Annotated in this window: 9 protein-coding genes; 2 read left to right on the top strand and 7 right to left on the bottom strand. The window is 64.4% G+C overall.

Annotated elements, in window-relative coordinates; translation table 11 throughout:
- The first annotated feature begins 168 nt into the window (after window positions 1-168).
- Window positions 169-1,095, top strand: a complete 927-nt coding sequence (locus tag R3D65_RS13505; protein WP_371274385.1) for an IS110 family transposase — start codon at window positions 169-171, stop codon at window positions 1,093-1,095.
- A gap of 14 nt (window positions 1,096-1,109) precedes the next feature.
- Here the strand turns inward: R3D65_RS13505 and R3D65_RS13500 are convergent, their stop codons facing one another.
- The gene (locus R3D65_RS13500; RefSeq protein ID WP_371275763.1) at window positions 1,110-1,802 is read right to left on the bottom strand and encodes a Crp/Fnr family transcriptional regulator; all 693 of its coding nucleotides are present in this window, start codon (window positions 1,800-1,802) and stop codon (window positions 1,110-1,112) included.
- Between the two features lie 441 nt (window positions 1,803-2,243).
- On the opposite strand from R3D65_RS13500, the gene R3D65_RS13495 reads away from it, so the two are divergent.
- Window positions 2,244-2,756: a MarR family winged helix-turn-helix transcriptional regulator gene (locus R3D65_RS13495; RefSeq protein ID WP_371275762.1), complete on the top strand. Its 513-nt coding sequence runs from the start codon at window positions 2,244-2,246 to the stop codon at window positions 2,754-2,756.
- A gap of 13 nt (window positions 2,757-2,769) precedes the next feature.
- Here R3D65_RS13495 and pyrC read toward each other — a convergent pair whose 3' ends face one another.
- The 6 genes from pyrC to R3D65_RS13465 all read right to left on the bottom strand — a co-directional run bounded on the left by pyrC (window position 2,770) and on the right by R3D65_RS13465 (window position 11,385).
- Window positions 2,770-3,831 carry a dihydroorotase gene (pyrC, locus tag R3D65_RS13490; protein ID WP_371275761.1) on the bottom strand — a complete coding sequence of 354 codons (1,062 nt, stop codon included), beginning with the start codon at window positions 3,829-3,831 and terminating at the stop codon, window positions 2,770-2,772.
- Between the two features lie 139 nt (window positions 3,832-3,970).
- Window positions 3,971-4,630, bottom strand: a complete 660-nt coding sequence (locus R3D65_RS13485; RefSeq protein ID WP_371275760.1) for an OmpA family protein — start codon at window positions 4,628-4,630, stop codon at window positions 3,971-3,973.
- A 201-nt stretch (window positions 4,631-4,831) separates the two neighbouring features.
- Window positions 4,832-6,748, bottom strand: a complete 1,917-nt coding sequence (locus R3D65_RS13480; protein ID WP_371275759.1) for a propionyl-CoA synthetase — start codon at window positions 6,746-6,748, stop codon at window positions 4,832-4,834.
- Between the two features lie 50 nt (window positions 6,749-6,798).
- Window positions 6,799-8,934 carry a methylmalonyl-CoA mutase gene (gene scpA, locus R3D65_RS13475; RefSeq protein WP_371275758.1) on the bottom strand — a complete coding sequence of 712 codons (2,136 nt, stop codon included), beginning with the start codon at window positions 8,932-8,934 and terminating at the stop codon, window positions 6,799-6,801.
- Window positions 8,931-10,937 (bottom strand): acetyl-CoA carboxylase biotin carboxylase subunit, encoded by a 2,007-nt coding sequence (locus R3D65_RS13470; RefSeq protein WP_371275757.1) that lies wholly within the window; start codon window positions 10,935-10,937, stop codon window positions 8,931-8,933. Before R3D65_RS13470 ends, scpA begins: the two co-directional genes overlap by 4 nt.
- A gap of 70 nt (window positions 10,938-11,007) precedes the next feature.
- Window positions 11,008-11,385: a hypothetical protein gene (locus R3D65_RS13465; protein WP_371275756.1), complete on the bottom strand. Its 378-nt coding sequence runs from the start codon at window positions 11,383-11,385 to the stop codon at window positions 11,008-11,010.
- Between the last annotated feature and the right edge of the window lie 9 nt (window positions 11,386-11,394).

The following is an 11,394-nucleotide window of genomic DNA, read 5'->3' as shown; positions in this document are numbered from 1 at the left end:
GCTCAAACGGCAGGCAGTGGCGGTGGTTGGATCGCGAACGGCTTGGTCATGGACAGTGACGTCGATGGACCGTTCTAGAGTGTGATCGGCCACCGTCTTCGCATGAGGCCTGAACGGATACGCAGCGGCTTCTGGCCCTGCATGACAAGCATAGGACACGCGAAGACCATGAAAGATAGCATCGGTATCGACATCTCAAAAGCCCATCTTGACGTTTGCCGTCCGGCGACCGGTCAGACAGCCCGGTTCGAGAACTCGGCGGCGGGATTGACTGCGTTCAAGCGCTGGGTCGGTTCAAGTCAGCCCGATCTGGTGATCTACGAGGCAACGGGGGCTTATCATGGCCTGCTTGAGAAACGCTGCTCTGGCGATCTGCCCTTGGTGAAGGTCAATCCGTTACAGGCCCGCCGCTTTGCCCAGGCCCGCGGAACCCGTGCCAAGACCGATGCGGTTGACGCGCATGTACTGGCTTTGATGGGCGAGGCGCTGGATCTGCAACCGGACAGCCCTGCCAGCGAAGATCACCATGATCTCAAACAGTTGCAGGTCGCGCGCACCGCCATGATCAAAGCGCGCACGCGGCTGAAGAACCGGCTTGCCACCCAGACGCTCTCCCTGCTCAGACGTCAGGCGAAAGTGCAGCTGGCTTTGCTCGACAGGCAGCTCAAAGCCATCGACGCCGAGATCGCCAGCAGGCTGTCGCGGGATCAGGCCCGCTCCCTCGACATCCTGCAATCCATTCCCGGCCTCGGGTCCGTTGTTGCAGCCACCATCCTCATCGAGTGCCCGGAAATCGGCGCGATGGACCGCAAACAAGCCGCCAGCCTTGCCGGGCTCGCCCCGATGACCCGACAATCGGGCCAATGGCGAGGCAAGGCCTTCATTCAGGGTGGCCGTAAATTCCTGCGTGACGCGCTCTACATGCCCGCACTCGTCGCTACCCGCTTCAATCCAGACATGAAACAGAAATACAATGCGATGCGCAAAGCCGGAAAGCCAGCAAAAGTCGCTTTAACGGCTATCATGCGAAAGCTCATCGAGCTGGCAAACACACTCATAAAACAGGATAGGAAATGGGCGCCAAATCCAGCTTGATCAATACGGATACTCTAGAGTTGCAGCGTCGAGGAAATGCGCCGCGACAATTCGTCAGGGCGCGCCAGGATGATGGCGCCGCGGGTCCGTTCAAGCAGCCCTTCCTTGGCCAGCTTTGACATTTCGCGCGAGACCGCCTCGCGGCTGGCACCGATGCGTTCGGCAAGGTCGGCATGAATGACGGGCGGCGAGATGATGCGCTGTTCGTCATTGCCGGTGCGCTTGCGTGAAAGCCGCAACAGCGTGTTGTAGAGCCGGTGGCGGGTGTCGAGGAAAGACAATTCCGCGATGCGGCGGGTGAGGTCGCGCGTGCGCTCCGACAGTGTGACAAGCAGGTGGCGGCAAAGGCGCGGCGATTCCTCCAGCATCTGCCGGAAGACCGGTTCCGGGATGCGGAAGACATCGGTCTGCACAAGCGCCGTCAGGCTGGCCGAGCGCGGTTTGCCATCCAGCGCCGCCAGTTCGCCGAAAAGCTGGCCGGGCCCCAATTCACCCAGAATGATCTCCTTGCCGACAGCGACCCGCAGGATGGCCCGCACCTGGCCCGTGGCGATCAGATAGACATCGGCGCTCGCATCGTCAAAATCCACCACGGTTTCCTGCGGCTGGAAGCGGATCGGCACCCAGACGGATTTCAGTTTCGCGATCCAGCCGTCATCGAGGCATTCGAGTATGGGCGCGCGCGGCATCCGCGGTTGATCGTTCATTTCTTCTCCGTGCCGCCCGTCCCGCCCGCCTGATCCATCGGCCAGGGCTTTCCGCGAGAGCGCTCCCCACGCCATTCGCTGAACCGCTCCAATGCTCTATCCCGTTGTTTTCATGCAATTCCGGGCGCGTTGGCATTCACTTTCGCCGGAATTGCCGAGGACCGCAAGTGCCTGTGATCGCGGTCACAGGCGCCAGGGCCGGTTTTTGATAGTCTCTTCGTGGCGATCAACAGTCGCCGCGTTTCAGGGAAAGCCGGTTGCCTCAATGCCCCAGGGCAACCGGTTTTTCCGAAACGGTTCACATTCCGGCCTCGCCGGGCGCCGGCTTGCCCTGCCATTGCCGGAAATGGTGCCCCGCAGCATTTTACAAGTCCTGTCAGCATTTTACGGCACGGAAACGACGTGCTACTGTTCCTGATCAGTGTTTTTGGGAGGAAACACTTGGATCTTGCCAACAAGAATGCCTTGGCTCCGCCAGAGGGGGAGGATGGAGCCGCGGCAAGCATCGATATCCGGGACCTGATGTCATTCCGGCTTGCACGGCTGGCGGCGGCCAGCGACAAGTCCGGTCAGCAATGGTCGCTTTCGCAATACGGCCTGCGCCTCAACGAGTGGCGTGTGCTTGGCCTTGCGGCGGCCATGAATCCGGCACCCTTTTCGGACATCGCCCGGGCGCTGTCCATGGACAAGGGACAATTGTCGCGCATCGTCAAGGCGTTGACCGAACGCGGGCTGATGCGCTCAGCACCGGACAGAAGGGACCAGCGGGCGCTCAGCCTGTGGGTTACCCCCGCCGGACGCGATCTCTACCGCCGCATGGTGGCCAGCGCCAAGCGCCGGAACGAAAAAACCATGGCCTGCCTGACGGCAAGCGAGCAGGAAGAGTTGTTGCGCCTGCTTGCCAAGGTTGCCGACGAGATCGACCAGAGCCTGGTCTTTGCCGGCAAACACTGAGCGCCGGACTTGCTCAATCGGGGGTGTTCGCGCTGCCGCGCACGGCCCAGTGAAGCGGGAACATCGGGTCGAACAGCGTGACCGGGCCGGCTCCGGTCTCGATTCTGGCCGGGAAAGCGACCGGGTTTTCCCTGCGCTCCAGGGTGATGGTCCGGGCATTGACGGGCAGGCGGTAGAAGGCCGGGCCGTTCAACGACGCAAAGGCCTCCAGCCGGTCCAGCGCGTTTTCCTCCTCGAAGACATGGGCAAGGCAGGAAAGCGTGTTGGTAGCCGAGAAGATGCCGGCGCAGCCGCAGGCGCATTCCTTGAGCGGGTCGACATGAGGCGCGGAGTCGGTGCCAAGGAAATAGCGGTTGTCGCCGCTCGTCGCGGCCTTGCGCAGGGCCAGGCGATGCGTCTCGCGTTTTGCGACCGGCAGGCAATAGTAGTGCGGGCGGATGCCGCCGGCCAGAATGGCATTGCGGTTGATGATCAGGTGATGGGTGGTGATCGTGGCAGCCAGGTTGCCGGACCTATCGGCGGCCACATAGTCGGCGCCGTCCTGCGTGGTGATGTGTTCCATGACCACGCGCAGGCCCGGAATGCGGCGGCGCAGCGGGTCCAGCACGCGGTCAATGAACACCGCCTCGCGGTCGAAAATGTCGATATCGGCGTTGGTGACCTCGCCATGAACGCAAAGCGGCATGCCGGTTTCGGCCATGCGCTCCAGCACCGGATAGACCTTTTCGATGTTGCGCACGCCCGACTGGGAATTGGTGGTCGCACCGGCGGGATAGAGCTTGACCGCGGTGACGAGGCCGCTTTCATGGGCCGAGGCGACATCGTCGGGATCCGTGCCTTCGGTGAGGTAGAGCGTCATCAACGGCGTAAAGTCGTGATCCGCGGGCAGGGCTGCCATGATGCGCTCGCGATAAGCGCGGGCATCGGCGGAGGTCACCACCGGCGGCACGAGGTTCGGCATGACGATGGCGCGGGCGAAATCGGCCGATGTGTGCGGCAGCACGCCTTCCAGCATGGCGCCGTCGCGCAGGTGCAGGTGCCAGTCGTCGGGTCGGGCGATGGTGATGGTTTGCATGGGCGTGCCTCGTCGCGGGAGTTGCCCGAGGCTGTACACAGAGGCGGGCGCCGCATCAAGCGCCCGGCAGGCGCAGGGCAAATGAAAACGGCGCACCCATGCCGGCGCGCCGTTCTCGAGTTCGAAATCGAAAACCGGATCAGCCCCGGGTGATCGGCACCAGCTTGATCTCAACCCGGCGGTTCAGCGCGCGGCCTTCCGGCGTGGCATTGGAGGCGACGGGCTGGCTTTCGCCGAGGCCGGCAATATAGAAGCGGCGGCCATCCACGCCCTGCGCGCTCAGGTAGCTGGCCACCGAACTGGCACGGCGCTGCGACAGGGAAAGGTTGTACTGGTCGTCGCCGGTGGAATCGGTGTGGCCATAGACATCGACAAGGGTCTGGTTGAACTTCTGCAGCACCAGGGCGACCGAGTTCAGCGTCTGGTAGAAGGCAGGCTGGACCTGGTCCTGATCGGTGGCGAAAGTGATGTTGGAGGGCATGTTCAGGATGATGTCATTGCCCACGCGCGTCACCGACACGCCGGTTCCCTGCAATTGCGCGCGCAGTTCCGCTTCCTGCCGGTCCATGTAGTTGCCGATGCCCGCGCCGGCGAGCGCACCGATGCCCGCGCCGATGAGCACGGCATTGCGCTGGGCCACCCGCGAGCCACCCACGGCCGCGCCGGCGAGCGCGCCGACGCCGGCGCCAAGGGCCGTGCCGATGGCCGTGTTGGAGGCCTTCTGCTGGCCGGTATAGGGGTCGGTCGTGCAGCCGGCAGCAAGCCCGGCGACAGCCATGACGGCAATGATCTTTTTCATCTGGGAAGCCCTCTCATGTCATTTGTGCCGGCATCCTGTGCCGGCGTGTCCCACGGGACCATGCCCGTATTCGCCGCTTTTGTCGAATTTCGGGCAGACGCGCCGGATCCCGTGCCGGCGAAGGAAAATGTCTGCCTGCATGGGAAAGGGCCGTCCCCGGCAGGAACGGCCCTGAGCATGTTTTCGCGGTCCGGCCGCGCCTCAGCCGAAAACGCCCACCTTGCGGCCGGTCAGCGTATCGGTGATCTCTTCCAGGATGGCAGGATCGTCGATGGTCGCCGGCATGTTCCACTGCTCGCCATCGGCGATCTTCTGCATCGTGCCGCGCAGGATCTTGCCCGAGCGGGTCTTGGGCAGGCGATCGACGGTCAGCGCGGTCTTGAAGGCCGCCACCGGGCCGATCTTCTCGCGCACCAGCCTGACCACCTCGGCTTCGATCTCCTCCTTCGGGCGGTTGACGCCGGCCTTGAGGATGATGAAGCCGACCGGCATCTGGCCCTTGAGCTTGTCGGCGATGCCGATCACCGCGCATTCGGCGACATCCGGGTGGGAGGCGATCACTTCTTCCATGCCGCCGGTGGACAGGCGGTGGCCGGCGACATTGATGATGTCATCGGTGCGCGCCATGATGAAGAGATAGCCATCCTCATCCTTGATGCCCGCGTCGGCGGTCTTGTAGTAGCCGGGAAACTCCGTGAGATAGGCGTCCCTGAAACGCTGCTCGGCGTTCCACAGGGTCGGCAGGCAGCCGGGCGGCAGCGGAAGCTTGACCACGATATTGCCCAGCGTGCCGTCGGGCAGCGGGTGGCCGGCATCGTCGATCACCTGGATGTCATAGCCCGGCAGTGCCACGGTGGGCGAGCCGAGCTTGACGGGCAGGGCGCCAAGGCCGACCGGGTTGCCGGCCATGCACCAGCCGGTTTCGGTCTGCCACCAATGGTCGATCACGGGCACGCCGAGCTGGTCCTGCGCCCAGACGATGGTGTCCGGGTCGGCGCGCTCGCCTGCCAGATAGAGAACACGCAGCGACGAGATGTCGTATTTCTTCAGGTATTCGCCGTTCGGATCTTCCTTCTTGATGGCGCGGAAGGCGGTCGGCGCGGTGAAGAAGGAGGCGACCTTGTGGTCGGCGATGACCCGCCAGAACGTGCCGGGATCGGGCGTGCCCACCGGCTTTCCCTCGAAAAGGATGGTGGTGCAGCCTTTGATGAGCGGACCGTAGACGATGTAGGAATGGCCGACGACCCAGCCGACATCCGATGCCGCCCAGAAGGTCTCGCCAGCATCGACGTTGTAAAGCGCCTTCATCGACCAGTTGAGCGCCACCATGTGGCCGCCATTGTCGCGGACCACGCCCTTGGGCTGGCCGGTCGTGCCGGAGGTGTAGAGGATGTAGAGCGGATCGGTGGCGGCAACGGAAACACAATCGACTTGCGTTCCGGCCGACTTGTGGGCCTCGACGGCGGCGCGGTAGTCGGTATCGCGGCCCTCGGTCAGGTCGCAGGGCTGCTGCTCGCGCTGCACGATGATGCAGCTTTCCGGCTTGTTGGCGGAGAGTTCGATGGCCTTGTCGAGCAGCGGCTTGTAGGCGATGACCCGGCCCGGCTCGATGCCGCAGGACGCGGAAATGATGGCCTTGGGCGCGCAATCGTCGATGCGCGTCTTCAACTCGTTGGCGGCAAAGCCGCCGAAGACCACGGAATGGATGGCGCCGAGGCGCGCAACGGCCAGCATGGCGAAGGCGGCTTCGGGCACCATGGGCATGTAGATGAGAACGCGGTCGCCCTTGGCCACGCCCTTGTCGCGCAGCACGGCCGCCAGGGCCTCCACCTCCGCCTTGAGTTCGGCATAGGTGAACTTCTTCAGGGCTCCGGTGATCGGGCTGTCATAGATGAGCGCAACCTGATCGGCGCGCCCGCCCGCGACATGGCGGTCAACCGCATTATGGCAGGTGTTGCACTCGGCGCCGGGAAACCAGCGGCCATAGGCGCCGGATTCGGCATCGAAGACCTTGTCCCACGTCTTGAACCAGTCGATTTCGCCGGCCGCGCTGGCCCAGAAGCCCTCCGGGTCCTTTTTCCAGCCCTCGTAGACGTCGTGATATCGGCTATGCGTCATGGCCTCTCCTCCAGATGACAGCGGGACCGGCGAACCCGGCCCGTGAAACTTCAACGGTTGCGGCGCAGGCCGGCCACCTGCCCCAGCACGGCTTGCGCCGCGTCGATGACATTCGTTCCGGGGCCGAAGATCTCGGCCACGCCGGCCTCGCGCAGGAAGTCGTAATCCTGTTCGGGGATCACCCCGCCGCAGACCACGATGATGTCGTCTGCGCCGCCTTCCTTCAACTTGGCAATGAGTTGCGGAACCAAAGTCTTATGTCCGGCTGCCAGCGACGAGACACCGACCACGTCGACCTTGCCGGCAATGGCCTTGGAAGCCACTTCCTCGGGCGTTTCGAACATGTCGGTCATGGCTACGTCGAAGCCCATGTCGGCAAAGGCGGTGGCGATGACCTTGGCGCCGCGGTCGTGGCCGTCCTGGCCCATCTTGGCAACGAGAACATTGGGCGCCTTGCCAAGTTCGCTTTTCAGCGCGCCGATGCGCTCCTTCAGCGCGGCCATCTCCGGATCGTCCTTGTAGGCCTCGCCATAGATGCCGGAGATGACGCGCGTCGTCGCGTGGTGGCGGGTGAAGGCGCGCTCCATGGCGTCGGAAATCTCGCCCAGCGAGGCGCGCTGGCGCGCGGCCTCGACGGCGGCTTCCAGGAGATTGCCCTCGCCGGAGCGGGCGACCTGTTCAAGCCTTTCCAGCGCCGCCTTGCAGGCATCGGCATTGCGGGTGGCGCGCACGCGCCCCAGGCGGGCAACCTGCGCGGTGCGTACCTTCGCGTTGTCGATGTCGAGAATGTCGATCGGCGTCTCGTCTTCGAGGCGGAACTTGTTGACGCCGACGATCACGTCCTCGCCCCGGTCGATGCGGGCCTGGCGGCGTGCGGCGGCTTCCTCGATGCGCATCTTGGGCAGGCCGGCTTCCACGGCTTTCGTCATGCCGCCCATGGATTCCACCTCCTCGATCAGCGCCCAGGCCTGGTCGGCCAGATCCTTCGTCAGCGCCTCGACATAGTAGGAGCCGCCGAGCGGATCGACGACCTTGGTCACGCCTGTCTCGTGCTGGAGGATGAGCTGGGTGTTGCGGGCGATGCGGGCCGAGAATTCCGTCGGCAAGGCGATGGCCTCGTCGAAGGAATTGGTGTGCAGCGACTGGGTGCCGCCGAGCACGGCGCTCATGGCCTCGAAGGCGGTGCGCACGACATTGTTGTAGGGATCCTGCTCGGTCAGCGACACGCCGGAGGTCTGACAATGGGTGCGCAGCATCTTCGAGCGCTCGGACTTCGCGCCGAAATCCGTCATGATCTTCGCCCACATCTGGCGCGCGGCGCGCAGCTTTGCGGCCTCCATGAAGAAGTTCATGCCGATGCAGAAGAAGAACGAAAGACGACCGGCGAAGGCGTCCACGTCCAGCCCGCGTGCCATGGCGGCGCGCACATATTCCATGCCGTCGGCCAGCGTGTAGGCCAGTTCCTGGGCCAGCGTCGCGCCGGCCTCCTGCATGTGATAGCCGGAAATCGAGATCGAGTTGAACTTCGGCATCTCGCTGGCGGTATAGCCGATGATGTCCGCGATGATCCGCATGGAAGGTTCCGGCGGATAGATGTAGGTGTTGCGGACCATGAACTCCTTGAGAATGTCGTTCTGAATGGTGCCGGACAGGGCCTTGCGGTCCACGCCCTGCTCCTCGCCGGCGACGATGAACATGGCGAGCACCGGAATGACCGCGCCATTCATGGTCATGGACACGCTCATCCGGTCCAGCGGAATGCCGTCGAAGAGGATCTTCATGTCCTCCACCGTGTCGATGGCGACACCGGCCTTGCCGACATCGCCGACCACACGGGGATGATCGGAATCATAGCCGCGATGGGTGGCCAGATCGAAGGCGACGGACAGGCCCTTCTGACCGGCGGCGAGGTTCTTGCGGTAGAAGGCGTTGCTTTCCTCCGCCGTGGAGAAGCCGGCATATTGGCGGATCGTCCAGGGCTGGCCGGCATACATGGTGGAGCGCACGCCGCGGGTGAAGGGTGCGAAGCCGGGCAGTTCGACGGCCGCGCCCTGCGGCAGGTCGTCCGCCGTGTAGAGCGGCCTGACAGTGATGCCTTCCGGCGTTTCCCAGTTCAGCGCCGAAGGATCCGTGCCCTTCAGATCCTTCGTGGCGAGGTCGATCCAGTCGCGGGTGGTCTTGCTCACTTCTCGAACTCCATGATGATCTCGTCCACGGCGAGGCTGTCGCCCGGCTTGACGGGAATTGTTTTCACCACGGCCTTCTTCTCGGCACGCAGCACGTTTTCCATCTTCATGGCTTCCACGATGGCCAGTGTCTGGCCCTCCTGCACTTCCTGGCCTTCCTCCACGGCGATGGAGACGATGAGTCCCGGCATCGGGCAGAGCAGCAGGTTGGAGGTGTCGGGCGCGGCCTTTTCCGGCATCAGCCTGTTCAGTTCGGCGGCGCGCGGATTGAGCACCAGCACCCTGGCATCGAGACCGCGCTGGCGCAGGCGGAACCCACCCGGCGTGCGCTCGACCTTTACCGCGTGGCGTTGGCCGGCGATGGCAAGATCGGCCAGCCGGTCGCCGGGGCGCCAGCGGGTGCTGACGGTGACCGCCTTGCTGCCTTCCACCGTGACGGTGAAGACATCGCCATCCTGCGTGATGGAGAGCGGATAGTCGGTGCGCGCCACCACGGCGACGCGGCGGGTACGCGCGTCCTCGTTGGACTGGTTGAAGCGGGCGCCGGAAATGCCGGCGCGGCGCTCGTCGGCAATGCGCTGGAGCACGGCGGCGACAACGGCGAAGCGCTCCGCGGTGGCCGGATCGGGCGCGGCGTTCTCGAAGCCGTCGGGATATTCCTCGGCGATGAAGGCGGTGGACAGCCGCGCCTCGCGCCAGCGCGGATGCTGCATCAGGGCCGCGCAGAAGGGCAGGTTGTGGCCGATGCCCTCCACCTCGAAGCGGTCCAGCGCATCGGCCATGGCATCGACGGCCTTTTCGCGCGTCGGTGCCCAGGTGCACAGCTTGGCGATCATCGGGTCGTAGAACATGGAGATCTCGGAGCCCTCGGTGACGCCGGTATCGTTGCGCACGATGTGGTCGCCGTGGCGGCCTTCTTCCGGCGGACGGTAGCGCGTCAGCCGGCCGATGGAGGGCAGGAAGTTGCGATAGGGATCCTCGGCGTAAAGGCGGCTCTCGATGGCCCAGCCGTTGATGGAAATATCCGCCTGCTTCAGGTCCAGCTTCTCGCCGGCGGCGATGCGGATCATCTGCTCCACCAGATCGACGCCAGTGATGAGTTCGGTAACGGGGTGCTCGACCTGGAGGCGGGTGTTCATCTCCAGGAAGTAGAAGTTGCGGTCCTTGTCGACGATGAATTCCACCGTGCCGGCGGACTGGTAGTCCACGGCCTCTGCCAGCGCCACGGACTGCTCGCCCATGGCCTTTCGGGTGGTTTCGTCGAGGAAGGGCGAGGGGGCTTCCTCGACGACCTTCTGGTTGCGCCGCTGCACGGAGCATTCGCGCTCGTTCAGATAGATGCAGTTGCCATGGGCATCGGCCAGCACCTGGATCTCGATATGGCGCGGCTCGACCACGAATTTCTCGATGAAGATGCGGTCGTCGCCGAAGGAGGAGGCGGCTTCCGACTTGGAGCGGTCGAAGCCTTCACGGGCCTCGGCGTCGTTCCAGGCAATGCGCATGCCCTTGCCGCCACCGCCGGCGGATGCCTTGATCATCACCGGATAGCCGATCTCGGAGGCGATCTTCACGGCGTGGTCGGCATCGTCGATCAGGCCCATGTAGCCGGGCACGGTGCTGACGCCGGCTTCGGCCGCGATCTTCTTGGAGGTGATCTTGTCGCCCATGGCCTCGATGGCCTTCACCTTCGGGCCGATGAAGACGATGCCTTCGCGTTCAAGCGCTTCGCAGAAGGAGGCGCGTTCCGACAGGAAGCCGTAACCCGGATGCACGGCCTCGGCGCCCGTCTGCTTGCAGGCGGCGATGATCCGGTCAGCCAGCAGGTAGGACTGGGCAGCCGGCGGGGGGCCGATATGGACGGCCTCGTCGGCCATCTTGACGTGCTCGGCGTCGCGGTCGGCGTCGGAATAGACGGCCACGGTGGCGATACCCATCTTCTTGGCCGACTTGATCACGCGGCAGGCGATCTCGCCGCGATTGGCGATCAGGATTTTCTTGAACATCAGTTTCTCTCCCCTCGCGGGCTGCGGATCAGCGCGCCCGGAATTGTCATGTCGGTGCAGGCCGGATTCATCACACCTCCAGCACGTCGGCGAAGGCTTCGGGCATGGTGCGGCGCGCCACGTCCTCGTTGATCCTGAGCATGGCCTCGTAGGATTGCGGATCGAACGGTGTCTCCGCCGGGACGACCTCGCGCCCGAACAGCCAGTTGATGCGCCCGGCGTCGAGATTGCCGCGCTCGAAAGGCTCCGCGCCGAAGTGGTGCCAGAGTGCGTGCAGGAAGGCGGTGTCGGCGAGCTTCTCCACCTCGGCGCGGTCCCGGTTGCGGGCGCGCTCGAAAATCTTCGCAACGCCCTTCGGGTTGGCCCGGCGGATGGTGAATTGCAGCCCCGTTCCCGGCAGGCCGGAGGGAAAGCCGCGATGCTTGGTCATGTCAGGCAGTCTGGGCATCGGTGGATC

This window comes from Zhengella sp. (assembly GCF_041397485.1).
Lineage (GTDB): Bacteria > Pseudomonadota > Alphaproteobacteria > Rhizobiales > Rhizobiaceae > Zhengella.
Note: the sequence above shows the minus strand (reverse complement) of the source record. Positions and strands in the feature narration are given on the sequence as shown.

Bases quoted from the DNA above. Each gene is read 5' to 3' on its own strand.
- R3D65_RS13505 (WP_371274385.1), top strand. From the start codon at position 169: ATGAAAGATAGCATCGGTATCGACATCTCAAAAGCCCATCTTGACGTT.
- R3D65_RS13500 (WP_371275763.1), bottom strand. From the start codon at position 1,802: ATGAACGATCAACCGCGGATGCCGCGCGCGCCCATACTCGAATGCCTC.
- pyrC (WP_371275761.1), bottom strand. From the start codon at position 3,831: ATGCAAACCATCACCATCGCCCGACCCGACGACTGGCACCTGCACCTG.
- R3D65_RS13485 (WP_371275760.1), bottom strand. From the start codon at position 4,630: ATGAAAAAGATCATTGCCGTCATGGCTGTCGCCGGGCTTGCTGCCGGC.
- R3D65_RS13480 (WP_371275759.1), bottom strand. From the start codon at position 6,748: ATGACGCATAGCCGATATCACGACGTCTACGAGGGCTGGAAAAAGGAC.
- R3D65_RS13470 (WP_371275757.1), bottom strand. From the start codon at position 10,937: ATGTTCAAGAAAATCCTGATCGCCAATCGCGGCGAGATCGCCTGCCGC.
- R3D65_RS13465 (WP_371275756.1), bottom strand. From the start codon at position 11,385: ATGCCCAGACTGCCTGACATGACCAAGCATCGCGGCTTTCCCTCCGGC.